The sequence below is a fragment of the Actinoallomurus acaciae genome, assembly GCF_042429965.1.
Taxonomy (GTDB): Bacteria; Actinomycetota; Actinomycetes; order Streptosporangiales; family Streptosporangiaceae; genus Actinoallomurus; species Actinoallomurus acaciae.
The window spans coordinates 1-20,800 of record NZ_JBHLZP010000030.1; the positions used below are offsets into that span (position 1 = coordinate 1).

A 20,800-nucleotide genomic window follows, 5' to 3' on the forward strand; every position below is an offset into this window, starting at 1 on the left:
GCGATCGCCGCCGCCAACATGCGCCGTGAGCTGCGCCGGCAGGCCCGCGAGCACGCCGCGGAGGACCCCGCGCTGGCCCGCGAGCTGCGCATCGGCCGGCCCGACCTGCCCCGGCAGTACGACGACGGCGGGCTGCTCGACATCAACCACGTGCCGGTGGCCGCGCTGACCACGCTGTCCGGCGTGACTCCGGAGATCGCCGAGCGGATCGTGTCGATGCGGGAGCACGTCGGCCGCTTCTCCTCCGCCGAGGAGCTCGTGGCGACCACGGACCTGCACCCGGACCTGACACCGGAGATCAAGGAGTACGGCATCTTTCTGCCATGATCATGTTGGAAAGTCCATGAAAGATGCCGACTGGGCGAAAACGCACGGCTTCACTTAGGGCGACTAAGCTCGCAAATGTGACTCATGCCTACCGTGTCGACAGCGAGGTCGGCCGCCTCAGAACGGTGCTCCTGCACCGTCCAGGCGCTGAGTTGAGGCGGCTGACGCCGCGGAACAACGATCAGCTTCTCTTCGACGGCATCCCGTGGGTCGGCCGTGCCCAGCAGGAGCACGACGCCTTCGCGCAGGCGCTGCGCGACCACGACGTCGAGGTGCTCTACCTCACCGAACTGCTCCAGGACACGTTGGAGTACCAGCCGGCGCGCGACGAGGCCATCGCCGGTGTACTCGACGACTCCCGGCTCGGCGACCAGCTCCGCAAGATCCTGGAGGCGTTCCTCGGCGACCTGACGCCGGAGGCCCTCACTCAGGTGCTCGTCGCCGGCCTCGCCCACGAGGAGCTGAAGACCGGCCGTGGTCTGGTCTACCAGCTCATGGACCGGCATGACTTCGTCATCGACCCGCTGCCGAACCTGCTGTTCACCCGCGACTCCAGCGTCTGGGTCGGCGACCGGGTGGCCGTGACGAGCCTGGCGATGCCGGCGCGGGAGCGCGAGACCGCGCTCGCCCAACTGATCTACCGGCACCATCCGAGGTTCGAGAACGTCGCACCCGTGTACGAACCCGCCCTGGAGCACCTGGAGGGCGGCGACGTGCTGCTCCTGGCCCCGGGCGTGCTGGCCATCGGCACCGGGGAGCGTACGACGCCGGCGGGGGTCGAGCGGCTGGCCCGGCAGGTCTTCGCCAGCGGGCTGGTGCACACCGTGCTCGCGGTGCCGATCGCCCAGGACCGCGCGACGATGCACCTGGACACGATCTGCACGATGGTCGACGTCGACAAGGTCGTCATGTATCCGGCCGTGGCGTACTCCCTGACCGCCTACACCGTGACCAGCGAGAACGGCGACCTGCGGGTGTCGCGCGCCCGCCCGTTCCTGGAGGCCGCGGCGCAGGCCATGAGCATCGACCGGCTCAGCGTGATCGACACCGGCCTCGACCCGGTCACCGCCGAGCGGGAGCAGTGGGACGACGGCAACAACACGCTCGCGGTCGGCCCGCGGCTGGCGGTGGCGTACGAGCGCAACGTCGAGACCAACGCCCGGCTGGAGGCGGCGGGCATCGAGGTCATCCGGATCGAGGGCAGCGAACTGGGCAGCGGGCGAGGCGGCCCGCGCTGCATGTCCTGTCCCGTGCTGCGCGACCCGGCCTGAGCCCGGCGGCCGACGGCCGTTCAGTGGGTCTGGTTGAGCAGGCTGTACGGGGGGCCGGCCACCGACCGGCCGTTCTTCGTCTGCGGGGAGTGCAGTGTCGCCCAGACGGTGGTGCCGTCGTCATCGTGGAGGACGCCCCAGCCGTCCGCGAGGGACTCGACGATGCCGAGGCCGCGTCCGCCCAGCGAGGACAGCGTGGAGCGGGCGCGCCGGGGCTCGGTCATGGCACCGCCGTCGCTGACCGCGAGCTGGATGAGGTCGCCCTGGCGGCTCCACGCGACGCGTATGTCGCCGGAGGGCAGGGGGCGCGCGTGCCGCAGGGCGTTGCTGATCAGCTCACTGACGATCACGGCGGCGTCGTCGGCGATGTCCTCGTACACCCCCGACTCGAGCAGCTCCGCCGCGAGACGCCTGCGTACCACCGAGACACTCGACGGCGCATGCGGCAGGAATACGACGCTCGACGCCCTCACCTCCCCCGGGGGCGCGGAACTTCTCCCGGACACTCCCCGTAACGTCACTCCGGTACGACCGAAATGCCCAGTTAAAGCGGTCGGAAACCCTGCCACAGGAATCTATTGCCAACACAACGAGCAACGGTGACCTCGACCGCGCACGAAATGATGGTGTAGATAGCCACAGACTGTCCAGTATGACCGACTACTGTGAGTGGCCGGCACGGGGGAGGGCGAACCGCATGCAGGTGCCCGGAGCGTCGGGCCGGGCGTGCGCGGTGACCTCTCCATGCTGGGCCCGGGCGAGTCTGCGCACGATGTAGAGTCCGAGTCCGAGTCCGCCGAACCGGCGGCGGTCCCCCGCCTCGCCCTGGACGAAGCGCTCGAAGACACGCTCGCGGTCTCCGGCCGGGATGCCGACACCGTCGTCTTCGACGGTGACAACGATCAATTCGTCCTCGGCCCCTGCGCGCACGGTGACCGTGCCCCCTCCCGGGGAGTACTTCACGGCGTTCTCCAGGAGCTGCCCGATGATGATGTCGGTGGCCATCGCGTCGCCGAGGGCCGCGGGCAGCTTCTCGTCGATCACCAGCTCCAGCGTGTGCTGCTCCGACATCCCGCGGAACCCCTCGACCGCGCCGCGCAGGAGGCGGTCCAGGTCGAACGGCTCGTTGGTCACATCGAGCCCGTCGGGCACGGCGCGAGAGTAGAGCAGGTTGTCCACCAGCTGCCCCAGCGTCTGGGCACGCTCGGCGATGATCGCGACCGCCTGCCGCCGGTCGGCGTCGCCGAGCTTGTCCCACCGGTTGACGAGCGTGCGGGCGAATCCGTGCACGACGGTGATCGGGGTGCGCAGCTCGTGGCTCGTCATCGACAGGAACAGGTCCTTGGCGGCCTCCAGCGACTTGGCCTCGGTCACGTCGCGGAAGTCCACGACGATCTCGTCGTGGTCTTCGATCTCGGAGTACAGCACGTTGAGCCAGGCGCCCGACTCGACCTGGATCGTCGGCTCCGCGTCCGGCGCGGGCAGCGCGAACGGCAGCGGCCGGCCGATCACCTCGTCGGCGTCCATTCCGGTGATCGCGCGCGCGGCGGGGTTCCACTGCCGGACGATGCCGTCGCGGTCGAGCACGGCGATGCCGTCGGCGCTGGCCTCGATGACGGCCCGTTCGTGCTTGCGCTGCTTGACCACCTCGGAGTAGCTGACCGCGTTGCCGACGACGACTCCGGCGTGGCCGGCGAACAGCTCCAGGAGCTCCAGTTCGATGTGACCCGCCCGGTGCCCGGAGAACAGGGCGTAGAGGGCGCCGTACGGCCGGCCGTGCACGGTGGAGACGCCGAGCGCGATCGTGTGCAGGCCCTCCAGCTCCGACCAGATCAGATCACCGAGGCTGCGCGTGTCGGCGGTGGCGAGCATGACCGTACGGCCGGAGCGCAGCAGCTCGCCGACCAGGCTCGTGCGCAGGTCGGAGGTCACACCGCGCAGGCGCTCCGGCAGGCCGCTGATGCTGACGAGCCGCAGGGTGCCGGTCGCCTGCTCGATGAGCACGAACCCGGCCGCGTCGGCGCCGGTCAGCTCGATGACGCTGTCCGCGACCCGGTCGAGGACGGCGGACAGCTCCCGCTCGGCGTTGAGGTCGGCCACCACGTCGTTGAGCCGCCGGACGAGACGGATCCGCTCGGCCGCCTGGTGCTGGACCGCCTCGTCCTCGTCGGCGGCCCGGTAGAAGCCGACCCAGCCGAGCAACTCGTCGTCGTCGGACCGCATGCAGCTCACCACGGCGCGTACGTCGATCAGGCGTCCGTCGCGGTTACGCCGCCGGGTGGCGAAGGAGATGTGCCCGCCCTCGCGTACGCGCTCGAGCACGGCTCGGTGCTCGGCCGTGTACTCCTCCGGGATCGTCCGCAGCGGCCGGCCGATCGCCTCGTCGGCGGTCCAGCCGAACAGCCGCTCAGCAGCGGGGTTCCACAGGCGTACGGTGAGGTCGGGCCCGAGCGCGATCATTGCGTCGGCGGCCGAGGCCACGGCCGCGCGCATCGTCGCGTCGGAGGTGTTCACGGGGCCATAGTGCCACCGCCGATGGGTCGAACGGTTGCGAAACCACTCTTAAGCGAAGTCGAGACTACTTCGCATTCGTGACGAGTCACTGTGACGCCGTGAGCGCCGTCACGCCTCTTCGGTGACCGGGCGTTCCGTACGCGTCAGGACGCCGATGGCCGCCGTGACCACGCATGCGACGGCGAACGACAGCAGGGAGGCACTCATCCAGCTCGACGGGGTGAAGTGCAGCGCGCTCTGGGCGTTCGTCCACATGCGGGACCACCAGCCGACGGTGCCCGGGTTGATCAGCTGGTACGTGGCGATGCCGACCGCCCAGGCGACGATCATCGACCAGCGAGCCGGGGCCCGCTCCGACACGTCCCAGCCGCGGCGGCCGCCGAAGCAGAAGAAGTCGACCGCCAGCACACCCAGCATCGGCACGAACACCGAGCCGATCAGCGTCAGGAAGCCGGCGTAGTCGTTCATGTTCAGCGCGAGCGCGAGCACCGTGATCAGCGCCCCCAGCGCGACCGTCAGCAGGCGCCGGTCCAGCCGTGGCGCGAGGTTCTGGATCGACATGGCGGTCGAGTAGACGTCCGCGAACGACTGGTCGGCCTCGCGCAGGACGAACACCGCGAAGAACAGCGTGCCGATCGCCACGTGCTGGAACGGCCCGAACACCTTCGTGGAGTCCCCGGCGACCAGCGCCAGGGCGAGCAGGCCGAGGACGTACGCGACGATCTGCGTCACCCCGTACGCCACACTGGCCGCGCCGAAGGCCGCGCGCTCGGACCGGGAGTGCCGCGTGTAGTCGGCGGCCATCGGCACCCAGGAGATCGAGACCGCCAGTGCCGCGTCCGCGCCGATCCAGAAGTGGCTCCACGAACCGTGCGTCAGATTCGGCAGCGGCTGGCGCGTGAGCTGGACGTAGAAGTAGATCAGGGCGATCACGACCGCGGTGGTCACGTAGCGGCGCAGCACCCGTACCGAACCGAGCGGCCAGATCGTCAGCACCGTGGTGATCACCCCGGCCACGACGACGTACACCCAGTGTGGTCCACCGCCGAAGATCTGCTCGGCCGCGTCCGCGATGACGATCAGCTCGAAGGTGCCCCAGCCGATCATCTGCAGGATGTTGAACACCGTCGGCACGTACGACAACCGGGTGCCGAAGAGGCCCCGCAGCAGCATCATGGCCGGTACACCGGCCCGCGCGCCCGGCACCGCGGCCAGGCCGAGCATGATCCCGCCGATCACGGTACCGACGATCATGGCGACGATGCCGGCCATGATCGGCAGTTGCGGCGTGCCCTGCGCGTCCGGCGCCAGCACGGTGACCGCGCCGGAGAAGGCGAGCAGGCTGACGCCCAGGTTGGCCCAGAACGCGCTCTGGTCCCAGAAGCTGAGGACCTTGGGCGCAGGCTGGTCGAGCGTGTACGGAGCCTCGTTGCGTGGTTGGTCGACGGCAGTGCTCACCGAGCACACTCCCTACGCCGGCATTACCCGGTCAGGTTCGAGCGGTCGGCGGCACCTGTGAAGCCGCCCTCTCAGCCCGGTCGACGTCCGAGCTCCCGCGATATCAAGTTGGCCGGTGACAATGTATACCGTCTCAGCGGATTTTCCAGCTGGCTCAGGCGACGTACGGGTCTCCGTCGGACTCGCTCACCATCGGCAGCCCGGCCGCCTCCCAGGCGTGCATGCCGCCGTCGACGTTCGCGGCCTTCCACCCGGCGTTGTTGAACGCCGCCACGGCCTGCGCGGACCGTGCCCCTGACCTGCAGATAACGTAGATATCGCGGTCGCCTGGAACCTCACGGACGCGGGCGTTCAGCTCGCTCAGCGGGATGTGCACGGCGTCGGGCGCGTGCCCGGCATGCCACTCGTCGTTCTCCCGCACGTCGAGCAGGTAGCCGTCGCCGGGAACCTCGGCGGCCGTGACGCTGGGCAACGGGTTGTTGAAAAGATTCACACATCCAAGGAACCATGTGCGAGCGGCCGGAGTCGAATCGTCATGAGGCAATCTCTATCGAGACTGGGAAGGACGGCCATCGTCGTGCCGGGCGTGGTCACGGCACTGGCGTTGACCGGCTGCAAGGACAACGGAACCGCGACGAGCCAACCGAGCGACCAGGCCTCACAGCCCGCACAGAGCGAGACGCCCGGCTCGCAGTCACCGGCGCCCGTCTCGCAGACCCCCACCCCGCCCCCCGGCGGCAAGACCGGCATGGACGGGACGAAACTCACCATCACGGTGCGCATGTCACCGACCTCGGACCCGATCAAGCGCACACTCACCTGCGACCCGCCGGGCGGCAACGCGCCGAACGCGGCGCAGGCGTGCGCGGGCCTGGACAAGGTGGCCGCGGCCAAGGGCGGCGACCCGTTCGCCCCCACGCCGAAGGGCCAGATGTGCACCCAGATCTTCGGCGGCCCGCAGACCGCCACGGTCAAGGGCACGTGGAAGGGCAAGAAGGTCGACACGACGTTCGGGCGCAAGAACGGCTGCGAGATCAAGCGCTGGAACGACCTGGCCGCACTGTTCGGACCACTGGCGCACACACCGACGCACTGACCCAGGGCGTCCCGAACCCCGGCCGTACGGCCTTCGCGGCGCGGGCGCGGAGCGCTGACCTGCCGGTCCCGCTGGGGCCGTCCGCGGGTATGCGCCCGCTCGCGCGCGAGGCGATCGACGGACGCCTGTCTCCGAGCGCTACACGCCGGCGCGTTTGCGAGGCGTGCCGTCGAGGATGGGTCCGGCCCAGTCGCGCAGGGCCGCGAGCACCGTTTCCATCGGCTCGCTCGCGTCGGTGATCTCGCCGAGCCAGATCGGCCGTTCGTCGGGCAGGCGATCTCTCCAGAAGCCCAGCTCGGCGGCGTCGGGCAGCTTGAACAGGTCCCGGAAGCATGCCACGGTCGGATCGGCCGTGTACGGGGATTCCCTGTCAAGGAAGGCCACCAGCGACAGGACCACGTCCATCTCGCCCGGAGGCTGCTCGTAGACCCTGAGCAGCGCAACATGATCCCAGGGCACGCGGGTATCGCGGTCGCCGAGGCGCAGGGTGAATCCCTCCGGATTCACCGTGGCGGGTGACTCGAACGGCCTACGACGCGTCAGGCCCGTCGCCGCCCTCCAGAGGCACACCAGAATCAGCGCGGCCGGAACGGCCGTCCTCACCGAGACGCCCGTTTTCCAGATGGACAGCGCGAGGAAGAGACCGAACAGAGACGCGCCGATCAGTCCGTAGCTGATGTTCCGTGTCGGATTAGAGGTGTTCGCGCCGAGGGTGATGTCGGCCGTCGGACCTGTCTGCCGACTCATAGCCCTCCCCACCGAAATCGCAGGCGATGTCGCGACCTGAGCGCAGAGCCTACTTGAGCAGGCGGGACATCCGGCGGTCGGCGAGGGGCTTGCCGCCGGTCTGGCACGTCGGGCAGTACTGCAGTGCCCGGTCGGCGAACGAGACCTCGCGGATCGTGTCACCGCAGACCGGGCACTTCTCCCCGGCGCGGCCGTGTACCCGCAGGCCCGACTTCTTCTCGCCCTTGAGGTCCTTGGCCGCCAAGCCCTTCGAACGTTCGACGGCGTCACCGAGCGTGGTGATGATCGCCTCGTAGAGTGTCGCGACCTCCTCCCCGGTGACGGTCGCGGCGAGCTTGTACGGCGACATCTTCGCGGCGTGCAGCACCTCGTCGGAGTAGGCGTTGCCGATGCCGGCGATCACGCTCTGATCGCGCAGGACGCCCTTGATCTGCGTACGGCGGCCGTCGAGGATCTTCGCCAGTGTCCCGGCGTCGAACTCCTCGCGCAGCGGGTCCGGTCCGAGCGTTCTGATGCCGGGCACCTCCTGCGGGTCGCGGACGACGTACACCGCGAGGCGCTTCTGCGTGCCGGCCTCGGTGAGGTCGAACCCGGACTCGTCGTCGAGATGAACGCGCATGGCGAGTGGGCCCTTGCCGGGCCTCGGCGGCGCGGCCGGCAGCTTGTCCTTCCATCGCAGCCAGCCCGCCCGCGACAGGTGGACGATCAGGTGCAGGCCGTCCACGTCGAGATCGAGGAACTTGCCGTACCGGGTGACATCGGTGATCGACAACCCGCTCAGCGCAGTGATCGGCGGGTCATAGGTCTTCAGGCACGAAATCGCGACGACGTCGACGCGGGCGATCGCCCGGCCGATCGCGTTCTCGCGCAGGAACGCGGCGAGGGACTCGACTTCCGGCAGCTCCGGCATGCTCCAAGGCTAAGCCTTGTCCACAGCCCTGTGGACAATGTGACGTCAGTTGCCAGGGGACGGCACGTCCCAGAACGCCAGCTCGTGGCGCATCCCCTCAAGGAACGCCGTACGGGCCCGCTCGGGGTCCGGCGCCGCCTCGTCGAGCATGACCGCGACGCGCCCGGTGAGCATCGCGAAGCCCGGGTCCGCGTAGGCGTCCACCCAGCGGCGGTAGCGGGGATCGGCCGGTGGGTTCTCCGCCAGGATCCGGCCGAGCATGGAGTACCCCCACATGCAGGGGTAGAGAGCCGCGAGCCCCTCGCCGTACGAGGCGGCCGCGTCCAGGAGGAACGCCGTGTACGCCGCGCAGGCGGGCCCCTTGACGGCCGCCTCGAGATCCGCGCCGAACTCCGCGGCGAGGGTCCGGTGCAGCGACAGCTCGTCGAAGAAGGTCGAGTGCGCCAGCTCGACGAGGTCGCCCAGATGCCCGTCGGGCGCCTGCCACGCCAGCCGGGCGAACACCCGTACATAGTCGTGGAGGAAGAGGTAGTCCTGCTCCAGCCACCCGCGGAAGACGGCGAGGTCGAGGTCGCCGCGCGCGATCCCGGCCACCGTCGGGTGGTGGAGCTGCTCCTCGACGAGCGGCCGGCCGATCGTTTCGAGTTTCCTAGCCAGACTCATGTCCGGCAGTCTCACACGATGAGGCGCCACCCGCAGGGCGGCGGAGTGCGCCTCAGTCCGCCTTCTCCCGGTGTGGCAGCCGTTCGACGAACGCGTCCGAGGAGGGGAAGAACACGCTCTCGTGCCCGTCCTCCCAGCGGACCAGGTACGGCGGTGCCCCATCCGTACCGTGCACCTCGATGATCACCGCCTGACGATCGTGGTCGCCGACGTGGTGGCCCCGGACCAGCAACGCATCGCCCGTGTGCGCTCGCATTGTCCCCTCCCATCTCCGGCTATGTGATCACCGTCGCCCGGCGGGCCCCGGCCGGGATAGGGCCGAAGGTCCACCGAGCCGCGCCGAATGTCGGGCGCTCCGGACGTACGGCCGCGCGATGCTGGGAAGGGGAGCGGACATGGCCGTGACGATCGCCCTGGGCGGCGACACGATGCTGGGCCGCGGCGTCGGCGAGGTGATCGCGGACACCGGGCCGGAGGGCCTGTTCGCCCCGGACGTCCGCGCGGAGTTCGCCGACGCCGATCTCGCCGTGCTGAACCTCGAGTGCTGCGTCTCGGACCGGGGCCGGCGGTGGGCCGCGCCGGGCAAGCCGTTCCACTTCCGCGCCCCGCCGGAGGCCGTGGGCGTGCTGACCGGGCTCGGCGTCGGCTGCGTGACACTGGCCAACAACCATGCGCTGGACTACGGCCACGAGGCGCTGGAGGACACGCTGGGCCATCTGGCCGGGGCCGGAATCGCGGTGGCGGGCGCCGGCCGTGACCGCGAGGAGGCGCGGGCGCCGGCCGTACTGGAGAGGTCCGGTACGCGCGTGGCCGTGATCGGCGTGACCGACCATCCGGAGGACTTCGCCGCGTCGGAGACCACGCCCGGAGTCGCGTACGCCTCGCTGAGCGAGGGCGTCCCATCGTGGCTGTCACGGCTGGTCGAGGATGCGGCGGCGGAGTACGACGTCGTCCTGGTGACGCCGCACTGGGGGCCCAACATGACCACCGAGCCCCTGCCGTACGTCCGCCGGGCGGCGCAATGCCTCGTGGACGCGGGAGCCACGCTTGTGGCCGGCCACTCCGCCCATGTCTTCCACGGGGTGAACGGCAACGTCCTGTACGACCTGGGCGACCTCATCGACGACTACGCCACGGACGAGGACCTGCGCAACGATCTGGGCCTGGCGTGGCGAGTCGAGATCGGTGACATCGGTGAGATGAGAGTGACGGCCCTGCCGCTGACGTTGAACTACGCGCGGACCGAACTCGCCCGGGACGAGGACCGTACGTGGATCGTCGACCGCCTGGGTTCCGCCTGCGCCGCGTTCGCCACGGAGGTCAGCGACCAGGGCCGCCGGCTGGCCGTCTGCTGATACGCCGGCCGGTGATGCGCGTGGGCCGGATGCGGAGGAAGAGCTCTCTGACGCCGCCCGCCCACGGTTCGAGGACCACGTCCAGGACCGATGCGCGTTCCTCCTCGGACTCCACGTGCTGCACCGGCCCCTGGACGAGCACGCTCCAGCCTTCCCGCGTCGCGGGGTGCAGATCATCGATCTCGAATGCGACGATGTATTCGGCGTCCGCTATCCCGGTGCGAAGATCCTCATCCGTCGGGCTGTCGTGCGCGGTCCGAAAGACGATGGCGCCTTCGTGCACCCCGTAGTTGACCGGCAGGACGGTGGGACCGTACCGGCCGGCATAGCCCAGCCGCCCGACGCCGCCCGGTGAGATCAGCCGCAGGCATTCGGCCTCGTCCAGGGCCTCTGGCACCGGCGCGTCCCCGCCCGCGCCGCCGGACGTCTCACCGGTCATGTCATCAGTCATCAGCAATCCCAGGTTCCGATCCAGATGAGTAGGCGCACCCAGGTCAAAGACTTCCCGTCACCACGAGGCCTAACCAGGGGGCAGCGTCAAGGCGCGACCACCGCTCCCGCAGGCGATGACCGGAAAAACCGGGCGTGTTCTCCATGTCCTATTTCGCGCGCCCATGAGACCGTAACGGTGGTGCCGATGGACGACGGAGAGGAATGACGGCGTGCCGGGTCTGGACGAGAAACTGCACGACATCTACGACGAGGTGCTACGCCGCAACCCCGGCGAGACCGAATTCCACCAGGCGGCGCACGAGGTTCTGACCAGCCTCGGTCCGGTGGTGGCCAAGCACCCCGAGTACGCCGACGCAGCCGTGATCCGCCGTCTGTGCGAACCCGAACGCCAGATCATCTTCCGCGTCCCCTGGGTCGACGACGCCGGCACCGTACGGATCAACCGGGGCTTCCGGGTGGAGTTCAACTCCGCGCTCGGCCCGTACAAGGGCGGCCTGCGCTTCCACCCCAGCGTCTACCTGGGCATCATCAAGTTCCTCGGCTTCGAGCAGATCTTCAAGAACGCCCTCACGGGCCTGCCGATCGGCGGGGGCAAGGGCGGTTCGGACTTCGACCCGAAGGGCCACTCCGACAGCGAGATCATGCGGTTCTGCCAGTCCTTCATGACCGAGCTCTACCGGCACATCGGCGAGTACACCGACGTGCCCGCGGGCGACATCGGGGTCGGTGGCCGCGAGATCGGTTACCTGTTCGGCCAGTACAAGCGGATCACCAACCGCTATGAGTCCGGGGTCCTGACCGGCAAGGGCCTGACCTGGGGCGGCTCCCAGGTGCGCACCGAGGCCACGGGCTATGGCACCGTCTTCTTCGTCGATGAGATCCTCAAGACCCGTCGCGACTCCTTCGACGGCAAGAGGGTCGTGGTGTCGGGCTCGGGCAACGTCGCCATCTACGCGATCGAAAAGGTCCAGCAGCTCGGCGGCAACGTGATCGCCTGCTCCGACTCCGGCGGCTACATCGTCGACGAGAAGGGCATCGACGTCGAGCTGCTCAGGGACCTCAAGGAGGTCCGCCGCGCCCGCATCGCCGAGTACGCCGAGGCTCGAACCGACGTGGCCCGGTACGTCGAAGGCCGCTCGGTATGGGAGGTCCCCTGCGACATCGCCCTGCCCTGCGCCACCCAGAACGAACTGGGCGGCTCGGACGCCGCAGCGCTGATCCGGAACAGCTGCGCGATCGTCGCGGAGGGCGCGAACATGCCGTGCACCCCCGAGGCCGTCCAGCTGATGGCCGACTCCGGCGTGATCTTCGCCCCGGGGAAGGCCGCCAACGCCGGGGGCGTCGCGACCAGCGCACTGGAGATGCAGCAGAACGCCTCCCGAGACTCCTGGGCCTTCGACCACACCGAGCAACGCCTCGCCGACATCATGCGCGGCATCCACGACCGCTGCCTGGAGACGGCCGACGAGTACGGCCGCCCCGGCGATTACGTCGCCGGGGCCAACATCGCCGGCTTCACCCAGGTCGCCGACGCCATGCTCGCCCTCGGCGTCATCTGACGAGACTCGGCACCGAGCGGTTCGCCGTGGAACCGGCACGGCGAACCGCTGGACGTCCGTTTCCCAGATCGCAACACTTGCTCCATTAACGGGCAAACACGAGCGTGTGCGAGGGAACGGGTGTTAACGGAACCGCACCGAAAGCGAGCGCAGAGGGCCGACCGGCGAGCCGGCGGCCGAGGCCTGCGGATCTTCGCGGCCCGCTCGTAAGGAGAAAGCATCATGGTCAGGGAGAACGCCGCGAGACTCGCCGTGCTCATCGACGCGGACAACACGCGGCCCGGGGTCACCGACGGGTTGCTGGCCGAGGTCGCCAAGTACGGAACCGCTCACGTCAAGCGGGCCTACGGCGACTGGACGGGGACGAGCCTGCGGGGCTGGAAGGATCAGCTGCTGGCCCAGTCGATCCAGCCGATCCAGCAGTTCGCCTACACGACCGGCAAGAACGCGACGGACGCGGCGATGGTGATCGATGCCATGGACCTGCTGTACACCGGGCGCTTCGACGGCTTCTGCATCGTCTCCAGCGACAGTGACTTCACCCGCCTCTCCTCGCGTATACGGGAGTCCGGCCTCACCGTGTACGGCTTCGGCGAACGCAAGACGCCCAAGCCATTCGTCTCGGCCTGTGACAAGTTCGTCTACATCGAGAACCTGCCCTACTCCCGCAACATCGCCCCACCCGCCCACGCACTGCCCGAGCCCACCGCGGCCTCGCTGGCGGTGTCCATCAGGGCGGACACCGAGTTGCTGGGCCAGCTAGCCAACGCGGTCGACGCGGCCTCCGACGAGGACGGCTGGGCGAACCTCGCGAACATCGGCTACATCGTCACCAAGCAACGCCCGGACTTCGACTCCCGCAACTACGGCTATCCCAAGCTCAGCGAACTGATGGCCGCGATCGGGCAGTTCGAGCTGGACCGCCGCAGCCCCGGCGACGGCAAACCGGCGGTCGTCTACGCGCGCAACAACCACGAGCAGCCCTGAGCCGCAATCGACCGCATCTCCCTGTTCGCCTCCCGGAGAGACGAATGGGCGGCCATTCTCTAATTGATCAACACCCGGCCCCCGTTCACCAAGGAGCAGGACTTGCGGACCTTCAAGCATGCACGGCGCGTCGCCGCGGCCGTTGTCACCACAGCGGCCTGCGGCGCGCTGATGGCCGGCCCCGCCCAGGCGTCACCGTCGCCCCGGCACGGGCAGGCCCACGCCGGGTCGGCCGCGCCGCGCGGCAGTGCGGCGACGGCGGTTCCACCGGGGATCCCGGGCCTGGACGTCAGCGGCTGGCAGGAGAACGTCGACTGGGACGCCGTCAAGGCCGACGGCGCCAGGTTCGCCTTCATCAAGGCGACCGAGAGCACCGACTACCACAGCGGTGAGTTCGACCAGCAATGGAACGGCTCCTACCGCGTCGGCCTGATTCACGCGGCCTACCATTACGCCACTCCGGACAGTGCGAGCGGTAAGGCCCAGGCGGACTACTTCGCCGACAACGGCGGCGGGCAGACCGGCGACGGCCGGACGCTGCCCGGCGTCCTCGACATCGAGGACAACGTGTACGGCCCGGACAAGTGCTACGGCTTCACCCCGGCCCAGATGGTGAGCTGGATCCACGACTTCATCAACGAGTACCACGCCCGTACGGGCTGGTGGGCCACCATCAACACCTTCACCGAATGGTGGAACGACTGCACCGGCGGATCCACCGAGTTCGCCAAGAAGGACGCGCTGTGGATCAACAATCACGGGGCCTCCCCGGACCCGCTTCCCGCGGGCTGGAAGACCTACTTCGTCTGGCAGTGGGCCGACACGGGCGTCTTCCCCGGCGACCAGGACGTCATGAACCCTGAGGCGCTCAAGCAACTGCTCCACCCGCACGCCTGAACACGTTCACCGGGGCCGTGCAGCACCACCTGTTGTTGCACGGCCCTTCGGCGCCCAGGCGCTCACAGCGCCCGCAGCGCCTCGGTGGGGGAGAGACGGGCGGCGCGAAGGGCCGGCAGCAGGCCGGCGATCGCACCGATCACGATCGCGGCACCGATCCCGCCGACCCACGCCTGGACCGGGATGACCACCGCCCAGCCCTTCGCGTTCGCGTAGATCGCGGTGGTCAGCGCCCCGGCCGCGACTCCGGCCACCCCGCCGAGCAACGCGAGCAAGACCGCCTCGGACAGGAACTGCGTGCGGATCTGCCCCCGGGTGGCGCCGAGCGCCCGGCGCAGCCCGATCTCCGATCGCCGTTCCAGCACTGAGATGATCATGATGTTCGCGACCCCCACCGCCCCCACGATCAGCGCCACCAGCCCGAGCCCGAGGAACAGGCTGTTGAACGCGCCCTTCGCGGCGGCTCGCGCGGTGAGCACGTCGGAGGGCTGGCTGACGTCGACGTCGCTGGGCGACTCGGGGTTCGCGGTCTGCGCGAGGACTCCCTGCACCGACTCCACCTTGTCCGTACGGGCCCGCACGTACACCGTCGTCGGAGGTCCGGCCACCGCCTTGCCCTGGTCGATGGTCGCGTAGGCGAGGTACCGCTCCGCGGCCGGGTAGCCGATCAAGGCGCTGGTGTCGATGTCGGCCGACAGCATCGCGGGCTTCAGGATGCCGACGACGTAGAACCACTGGTTCGTCAGCCAGATCCGTTGCCCCGGATAGACGCGATCGATCCCGAGGCGCTGCGCGGCGAGCGCGCCGAGCACGGTGACCGGCTGGCGCTCGGTCGCCGGGTTCAGCCAGCGGCCCTGGGCCACGCCGGTTCCGATCACCTCGGGGAGGTTGAGGCTGGCGGCCCGTACCTTCAGGGCGTTGGTGTTGACCACCGGGATCAACGGGCTGCGGTACACATTCGTGTTCTCGATGGCACCGGCGTGCGCCACGTTCTCGACATCGGGCAGGTGGGAGATCCGTTGCGGCGCGGCGACCGGCAGCTGTGCCGCCCCGCCGGTGAACGACTGGCCGGTGTTCGCCGTCAGCAGGTTCGTACCGAGCCGGTCGATCTGGGCCAGGAGCCCGGCCTGGGAGGACGCGGACAGGCCGAGCACCGCGACGATCGCCGCGGTGCCGATCGCTATCCCGAGCGCGGACAAGGCGGCCCGCAGGCGGCGAGCCCGGATGCCGACACCGGCCACGCGCATCTGGTCGGACAGCTTCATACGCCCTCCGTCGAACGCGCCGCGCTGTCGGCGACGATCTGCCCGTCGAGGACGTGCAACTGGCGGGGAAGCCGGGCGGCCAGTCCGCCGTCGTGCGTGATCATGAGGATTGTCGCCCCGTCGGCGTTGAGCTCGTGCAGCAGTTCGATGATGGCCGCCCCCGTCTTGCTGTCGAGGTTTCCGGTCGGCTCGTCGGCGAGCACGATGGCCGGGCGGCCGACCAGGGCGCGGGCGATCGCCACACGCTGGCGCTGTCCGCCCGAGAGCCTGCTCGGACGGAAGCCCGCCCGGTCCTCCAGCCCGACCCGGATGAGCGCCTCGGCGGCGCGCTCGCGCCGCTCGGCGGGTGCCGCGCCGCCGTACAGCAGGCCGTCGGCGACGTTCTCCAGGACGGTGGTGTGCTCGGACAGGTAGAACTGCTGGAAGACGAAGCCGATGCTGCGTGCCCGCAGGGCGGCGAGCCGGCGGTCGGTGAGCGTCGCGACGTCTTCCCCGTCGATCCGTACCGTGCCGCCGCTGGGCCGGTCCAGCGTGCCGAGGATGTGCAGCAGCGTGGACTTGCCCGATCCCGACGGGCCGACGATCGCGGCCAGTTCCCCGCTCCGTACCGTGAAACTGACGCCGCGCAGCGCGTGGACGGGGGGCTGCGTGCCGTACGTCTTGGTGACCTGCTCCAGTTCGATGACGTTGGTCTGGCTCATGTCGACGGCACCACCACTCGGTCATCGGCCGACAGGGCGCCGGAGACCTGCACCCGTCCGTTGGCGTCGTCGAACAGTCCCAGCGTGACCGGCACGATCCGGGTCTGGCCGCGGTCCCCCACCGCGGCCTCGACCGCGTATCCCCCGCCGGCCTGGCCGATGAGCGCGGTCACCGGCACGATCAGCGCGTTCTTGACGCCGTCCGTGGTGATCTGCACCTGGACCGGTGCCTGCTCAAGATCTCCGGCGTCCTTCGGGTGCTTGAGCGTGACGTAGACCGGGATCGTGGCCGACCCCGAGTCGGAGTCGGCCTTGCCGGAGGACGTCGCGACCGTGCCGATCCGGCTGACCACACCGGACGTGATCCGGTTGTCCGGCAGCGTGATCTGCGCCTGGTCGCCCTTCTTGACCTCGGACTGCTGGGAGGCGTCGAGCTTCACGGTCACCTCGCGCCGGTTCGACGACGCCTCCATGATCGGACGGCCCGAGCCCGCGCCGGTGCCGTTCTCGACCATCACCTTGCTGATCCGCAGTGGGCCGGGCAGGAACACCGCCTGGCCGAGGTTCAGCCTGCCCGTCACGTCGGCGCCGCGTTTGTCCTGGAGCTTCTCCAGGGCCTCTGCGGTCCCCGCGCCGAAATAGTTCGAATCGGGATCGAGCGCGGACTTGTCGGCGTAGCCCTCGTTCACCAGGGTCCTGTTCAGCGCCCGGACGTCCTTGCCGTCGTCGCCCTGGGCCAGGTCCCGGTACGCGGGCGTGCTTCCGCAGATCAGAATCACCGGTTTCTCCCCGACCTTGTACAGCGTCTCGCCGCAGTCGATCAGGGTCCCCGCCGCCGGTACCCAGGTGTAGGTCCCGCTCGCCCGGCCGACCACCGAGTACGGGGTCCCGTCGGCGCCGGCCGAGTACGACAGCGTCCCGCTCTGGCTGACCTGCGAGGACAGCGGGCCTTGCCGGACCGCCTCGAGCGTCGTCCCGTCGCCGGCCCTCGTGGCGGGCTTGCCGTCGTCGCCGATCAGGGCCGTCACGGCGAGGACCACGCCGCCGACCACGACCACGAGGCCGCCACCGAGCAGCCTGCGCCGCTTACGCCGCCGGGCCGGCGCCTCAGCGGAAACGCCGGGCCTCGCCGGGGTCCCGACCTCAGCCGTTGCCATTCTCGGAGCCTCCTCCCACGTGGGCCACGTCGCGGCATGCGTTCATCGCCTTCTTGAACTGCGGTGACTTGGTGTCAATGCGGTCCCGGTCCACCAGGAGGCGCCCGTCCTGCGGGTCGGGGAAGTCCTGTATGCCGTTCTTGCGCATGCACTGCGCGAACTTCAGCCATTCTTGCTGCGCTTTGGCGACATCCGCAGGATCGTCCTTGATCCCGGGCGGCTCCTGTGACTTACACGCCTGCTGCGCCTTCTTGAACTGCGACGAGTTTCGGTTCGGTCCCCCCGCCGCGATCACGAACCTGCCGTTCTTGTCGGGGTCGGGGAAGTTGGTCACGCCGTTCTCGCGCATGCACTGCGCGTACTTCACCGCCTGCTCCAGAGTGGGGTTCGCGTTCGAGCCGGACGAGCTGGAGCCCGAGTCACCGGAGCCACCGCATCCCGCAGCGGCCAGGGCGAGGGCGGCCAGCAGTGCAGCAACCTTTTTCATCGTTTCCCCTTCCGAGGGACATCGCTTTCAGGGGGCCACTTCTGCGGTCAGCCGGCTTTGCCGCGGGCGATGTAGAGGTTCATGTCGGCGAAGTCGAGGGTGACGTTGTAGGGCTTGTAGAAGCAGTGAGAGAAGTGGGCCGGCACGTCGAACCCGTAGGGCTGGGTGACCGACCTCCTTGGCGACGGCGGCGCCGAGGCGGATCTCCTCCGGGTAGCAGGGGTAGGCGACGGACACCACCCGCGCGCCGGAGCCGGCGATGTCGCCCCTGCTGTGCACCATGTGCTCACGGGCCAGCCACAGCGGCAGGGCCCGGCTTCCTTGGCCACTTCCGCGGACATGCCCAGCCACGGCTCGCCGGTGTAGAACGTGAAGCGCTTCGGCGGCCCGCCGTTGACCGAGGCCTCTACCAGCGGTTCCGGGTCCATCTGCTGCCACGGCAGCCGCGCGATGTCGCCGTGAACCTGATACGGCCTGCCGCTCACCACCGCGAACCATTCGGCGTAGACCTCCGCGCCGGCCGCCTGCCAGCGCGGTACGGAAAGGGAGAGTTCGTCCTGCCGGATGTAGCAGTCGCCCAGGAGCTTGTTGGTCTCCCTGTCGTCGGGGGCCAGCTTGAGGGCCATCGTGAGATACTTCTCAGCCTCGGGGAACCTGTTGGCCAGTAGCCCGACATGGCCGCGCCGGCGGGCCGCCCACAGGTTCGTGGGGTCCTTTTTCAGGATCTCCTCATACGCGCGGCCGGCCTGCTCGAACCTCCCGGCCTTGAACAGCGCGTCCGCGTCACCGCCGTCGGCCTGCGCCGTGGCCGCCTCGCCCGGCAGGGGCGCCACCGCGGCGGCACCGGCCACCACGGCGGCCCCCCGGAACAGCGAACGGCGGCCCCGTTCTCCGTCGTCGGCCACGGCCTTCTCCCTTTCGCGATCATCTTTCGAGACCGGGACACAAGGCCCTCGGCACGGACTGCTGTGGTCCATGCCTCTACTGAAGACGGAGAAATGTTGCCGTGGCGTATGTGCTTTTCGATACGCCCGCGATACAGGTGACCACCGGTGATCAATTAACGATCTGGTGAGGCCCCGTTCGGGGACGATGCCTCCGGCGCGCCGGAAAGCCGGATCGTGACGAGGAGACCGCCGGCAGGGCGGGGTGTGAGGTCGAGGGTGCCGTCGTGTGCTCGAACGATGCTGCGCACGATGGCCAGCCCGAGGCCGACCCCGGCGTGCTCGTCGGTGCGTATGCGTTGTGTTCCGCGTTGGAAGGGTTCGGTGAGGGTCGGCAGGAGTTCCGGTGGGAGCGGAGGGCCGGTGTTCTCGACTCGCAGCACGCTCGCGTCGTGCTGGGACTCGGTGTGGATCGTCACGGTGCCACCGGTGGGGATGTTGTGGACGATGGCGTTCTGGACGAGGTTCGTCACCATCCGGAGCAGGAGCGCCGCGGAGCCGAAGGTCGACGTCGTCTCGCCGGTGACATCGAGTGTGATCTTGCGCCGTTCGGCGTAGGGAAGCAGCGTTTCGGCGGCTTCCTCGGCGATGAGGGACAGGTCGACGGGCTCGCGGGCGAAGCTCCCGCGGTCGGCGCGGCTGAGCAGCAGGAGGGCCTCGGTGAGGTCGATCGCCCGCGTGTTGACGGTACGGAGGCGTTCGATGAGTTCACCCTGGTCGCGTGCCGGGTCGTTGCGGGCGATGTCGAGGAGCGTCTGCGAGATCGCCAACGGGGTGCGCAGTTCGTGGGAGGCGTTCGCGGCGAATCTCTGTTGTTCGGCGACGTGGGACTCGAGTTGTTCGAGCATGGTGTCGAACACGTCGGCGAGTTCGCGAAATTCGTCCTCGGGACCCGGCAGCCGAACCCGGTGGGACAGCGAGCCGTTCGCGGCCATCCGCGCCGCGTCCGTGATCCGGGTGAGCGGTGCGAGCATCCGACCGGCGAGAATCCAGCCTCCCAGGAGGCCGAACACCAGAAGGAAGGCCAGCGCTGCGGCCGCGGCGGGGACGAAGCCGCGCAGGAGTTCGGAGCGGCTGGTCGCCACGATGATCACACCGCCGAACCTCTTCCGCATGGCCCCGGGGTCGTCATCGGGCACATGGCGCAGCGCGAACACCCACATCACGGCCAGCAGGAGAACACCGGCGACGAGGAGGAATCCGGCGTAGCTGATGGTGAGTTTCAGCCGGGCGCTGAGCCCGGAGCGCCTATTCACGAGTACGGCCGGGGCGGACGGTGTCCGCACCGGCGTCGATCCGGTACCCGACACCGGGCACCGTAACGATCAGCCATGGTTCCCCGAGCCGTTTACGCAGTGCGGAGACGGTGATACGGACGGCGTTGGTGAAGGGGTCGGCGTTCTCGTCCCAGGCCCGCTCCAGCAGCTCTTCGGCACTGACGACACCGCCTTCGGCGGCGACGAGAACGTCGAGCACGGCGAACTGCTTCCGGGTGAGCGCGACGTACCGCCCGTCACGAAAGACCTCCCGCCGAAACGGATCGAGCCGCAGCCCCGCGATCTCACGAACCGGAGGCCGAACGTAAGCCCGCCTGCGATCAAGCGCCCGCAGCCGCATGACAAGCTCACGAAGCTCAAACGGCTTGGTGAGGTAGTCGTCCGCACCGAGCCCGAACCCAGAAGCCTTGTCATCGATCCGATCAGCAGCGGTGAGCATGAGAATCGGAATGCCACTACCAGAAGCAACGATCCACCGAGCAACCTCATCCCCAGAGGGCCCAGGGATATCCCGATCAAGCACCACAAGGTCATAGGAGTTAACCCCGAGCAACTCCAGCGCGGAGTCACCATCCCCAGCGATGTCCACCGCCATCGCCTCCAGCCGCAACCCATCCCGCACAGCCTCGGCCAGAAAAACCTCATCCTCCACAACCAAAACCCGCACACCAAAACCCTAAACACCAAGCCATATCGCCAACATATGCAAAAACCCAACCCCCACCAAGACCC

General features: G+C 69.1%; 23 protein-coding genes and 1 riboswitch. Of the genes, 7 read left to right on the forward strand and 16 right to left on the reverse strand.

Annotated features, from left to right (window positions below; translation table 11 throughout):
- Together ACFFNX_RS06470 and ACFFNX_RS06475 are read left to right on the forward strand one after the other, a co-directional pair.
- The coding region (locus tag ACFFNX_RS06470) for a ComEA family DNA-binding protein (RefSeq protein WP_378196704.1) at positions 1 to 327 on the forward strand (327 nt) is incomplete at its 5' end.
- 77 nt (positions 328 to 404) lie between these two features.
- Entirely contained in the window at positions 405 to 1,598 is a 1,194-nt protein-coding gene (locus ACFFNX_RS06475; RefSeq protein ID WP_378196707.1) for an arginine deiminase, read from the forward strand.
- 20 nt (positions 1,599 to 1,618) lie between these two features.
- Here the strand turns inward: ACFFNX_RS06475 and ACFFNX_RS06480 are convergent, their stop codons facing one another.
- The 4 genes from ACFFNX_RS06480 to ACFFNX_RS06495 all read right to left on the reverse strand — a co-directional run bounded on the left by ACFFNX_RS06480 (position 1,619) and on the right by ACFFNX_RS06495 (position 6,063).
- Entirely contained in the window at positions 1,619 to 2,104 is a 486-nt protein-coding gene (locus tag ACFFNX_RS06480; protein ID WP_378196710.1) for an ATP-binding protein, read from the reverse strand.
- 154 nt (positions 2,105 to 2,258) lie between these two features.
- Positions 2,259 to 4,091: a sensor histidine kinase gene (locus ACFFNX_RS06485; protein WP_446678503.1), complete on the reverse strand. Its 1,833-nt coding sequence runs from the start codon at positions 4,089 to 4,091 to the stop codon at positions 2,259 to 2,261.
- Between the two features lie 129 nt (positions 4,092 to 4,220).
- On the reverse strand, positions 4,221 to 5,570 hold the full coding sequence (locus ACFFNX_RS06490) for a purine-cytosine permease family protein (protein ID WP_378196716.1): 1,350 nt from the start codon (positions 5,568 to 5,570) through the stop codon (positions 4,221 to 4,223).
- Positions 5,564 to 5,679: riboswitch (TPP riboswitch) on the reverse strand. (Overlaps the previous gene by 7 nt.)
- Before the next feature lie 45 nt (positions 5,680 to 5,724).
- The gene (locus ACFFNX_RS06495; protein ID WP_378196719.1) at positions 5,725 to 6,063 is read right to left on the reverse strand and encodes a rhodanese-like domain-containing protein; all 339 of its coding nucleotides are present in this window, start codon (positions 6,061 to 6,063) and stop codon (positions 5,725 to 5,727) included.
- 84 nt (positions 6,064 to 6,147) lie between these two features.
- Here ACFFNX_RS06495 and ACFFNX_RS06500 point away from each other — a divergent pair, with 84 nt between their 5' ends.
- Positions 6,148 to 6,666, forward strand: a complete 519-nt coding sequence (locus tag ACFFNX_RS06500; protein ID WP_378196722.1) for an SSI family serine proteinase inhibitor — start codon at positions 6,148 to 6,150, stop codon at positions 6,664 to 6,666.
- Between the two features lie 138 nt (positions 6,667 to 6,804).
- On the opposite strand, the gene ACFFNX_RS06505 is transcribed toward ACFFNX_RS06500, so the two are convergent.
- The 4 genes from ACFFNX_RS06505 to ACFFNX_RS06520 are packed head-to-tail and all read right to left on the reverse strand — an operon-like array spanning position 6,805 to position 9,242.
- Positions 6,805 to 7,413 (reverse strand): hypothetical protein, encoded by a 609-nt coding sequence (locus tag ACFFNX_RS06505; protein ID WP_378196725.1) that lies wholly within the window; start codon positions 7,411 to 7,413, stop codon positions 6,805 to 6,807.
- 49 nt (positions 7,414 to 7,462) lie between these two features.
- Positions 7,463 to 8,323: an Fpg/Nei family DNA glycosylase gene (locus ACFFNX_RS06510; RefSeq protein ID WP_378196728.1), complete on the reverse strand. Its 861-nt coding sequence runs from the start codon at positions 8,321 to 8,323 to the stop codon at positions 7,463 to 7,465.
- Between the two features lie 45 nt (positions 8,324 to 8,368).
- Positions 8,369 to 8,986, reverse strand: a complete 618-nt coding sequence (locus ACFFNX_RS06515; protein WP_378196730.1) for a TenA family protein — start codon at positions 8,984 to 8,986, stop codon at positions 8,369 to 8,371.
- A gap of 52 nt (positions 8,987 to 9,038) precedes the next feature.
- On the reverse strand, positions 9,039 to 9,242 hold the full coding sequence (locus tag ACFFNX_RS06520) for a DUF1918 domain-containing protein (protein WP_378196733.1): 204 nt from the start codon (positions 9,240 to 9,242) through the stop codon (positions 9,039 to 9,041).
- A 139-nt stretch (positions 9,243 to 9,381) separates the two neighbouring features.
- On the opposite strand from ACFFNX_RS06520, the gene ACFFNX_RS06525 reads away from it, so the two are divergent.
- A complete protein-coding gene (locus ACFFNX_RS06525) occupies positions 9,382 to 10,341 on the forward strand; it encodes a CapA family protein (protein WP_378196736.1) in 960 nt (319 codons plus the stop codon).
- Here ACFFNX_RS06525 and ACFFNX_RS06530 read toward each other — a convergent pair.
- Positions 10,307 to 10,792, reverse strand: coding sequence for a pyridoxamine 5'-phosphate oxidase family protein (locus ACFFNX_RS06530; protein WP_378196739.1), 486 nt, complete (start codon positions 10,790 to 10,792; stop codon positions 10,307 to 10,309). The two genes, ACFFNX_RS06525 and ACFFNX_RS06530, sit on opposite strands and share 35 nt — an antisense overlap.
- Before the next feature lie 211 nt (positions 10,793 to 11,003).
- Here ACFFNX_RS06530 and gdhA point away from each other — a divergent pair, with 211 nt between their 5' ends.
- From gdhA to ACFFNX_RS06545, 3 genes are all read left to right on the forward strand, one after another.
- On the forward strand, positions 11,004 to 12,353 hold the full coding sequence (gene gdhA, locus ACFFNX_RS06535; RefSeq protein ID WP_378196742.1) for an NADP-specific glutamate dehydrogenase: 1,350 nt from the start codon (positions 11,004 to 11,006) through the stop codon (positions 12,351 to 12,353).
- A 222-nt stretch (positions 12,354 to 12,575) separates the two neighbouring features.
- Positions 12,576 to 13,340: an NYN domain-containing protein gene (locus ACFFNX_RS06540; RefSeq protein ID WP_378196745.1), complete on the forward strand. Its 765-nt coding sequence runs from the start codon at positions 12,576 to 12,578 to the stop codon at positions 13,338 to 13,340.
- Between the two features lie 102 nt (positions 13,341 to 13,442).
- Complete coding sequence (locus tag ACFFNX_RS06545) at positions 13,443 to 14,237, forward strand: GH25 family lysozyme (RefSeq protein ID WP_378196748.1); 795 nt, start codon at positions 13,443 to 13,445, stop codon at positions 14,235 to 14,237.
- Between the two features lie 62 nt (positions 14,238 to 14,299).
- Here the strand turns inward: ACFFNX_RS06545 and ACFFNX_RS06550 are convergent, their stop codons facing one another.
- The 7 genes from ACFFNX_RS06550 to ACFFNX_RS06580 form a co-directional block, all read right to left on the reverse strand.
- Complete coding sequence (locus ACFFNX_RS06550; protein WP_378196751.1) at positions 14,300 to 15,502, reverse strand: ABC transporter permease; 1,203 nt, start codon at positions 15,500 to 15,502, stop codon at positions 14,300 to 14,302.
- On the reverse strand, positions 15,499 to 16,203 hold the full coding sequence (locus ACFFNX_RS06555; RefSeq protein WP_378196754.1) for an ABC transporter ATP-binding protein: 705 nt from the start codon (positions 16,201 to 16,203) through the stop codon (positions 15,499 to 15,501). The genes ACFFNX_RS06550 and ACFFNX_RS06555 overlap by 4 nt, the downstream gene beginning before the upstream one ends.
- Entirely contained in the window at positions 16,200 to 17,360 is a 1,161-nt protein-coding gene (locus ACFFNX_RS06560; RefSeq protein ID WP_378196757.1) for a peptidoglycan-binding protein, read from the reverse strand. Before ACFFNX_RS06560 ends, ACFFNX_RS06555 begins: the two co-directional genes overlap by 4 nt.
- On the reverse strand, positions 17,347 to 17,847 hold the full coding sequence (locus ACFFNX_RS06565) for a hypothetical protein (protein WP_378196761.1): 501 nt from the start codon (positions 17,845 to 17,847) through the stop codon (positions 17,347 to 17,349). Before ACFFNX_RS06565 ends, ACFFNX_RS06560 begins: the two co-directional genes overlap by 14 nt.
- A gap of 47 nt (positions 17,848 to 17,894) precedes the next feature.
- Positions 17,895 to 18,752, reverse strand: a complete 858-nt coding sequence (locus ACFFNX_RS06570) for a tetratricopeptide repeat protein (RefSeq protein ID WP_378196764.1) — start codon at positions 18,750 to 18,752, stop codon at positions 17,895 to 17,897.
- A gap of 155 nt (positions 18,753 to 18,907) precedes the next feature.
- On the reverse strand, positions 18,908 to 20,047 hold the full coding sequence (locus ACFFNX_RS06575; protein ID WP_378196767.1) for a sensor histidine kinase: 1,140 nt from the start codon (positions 20,045 to 20,047) through the stop codon (positions 18,908 to 18,910).
- Positions 20,040 to 20,735 (reverse strand): response regulator transcription factor, encoded by a 696-nt coding sequence (locus tag ACFFNX_RS06580; protein ID WP_378196770.1) that lies wholly within the window; start codon positions 20,733 to 20,735, stop codon positions 20,040 to 20,042. The genes ACFFNX_RS06575 and ACFFNX_RS06580 overlap by 8 nt, the downstream gene beginning before the upstream one ends.
- Positions 20,736 to 20,800: the final 65 nt, after the last annotated feature.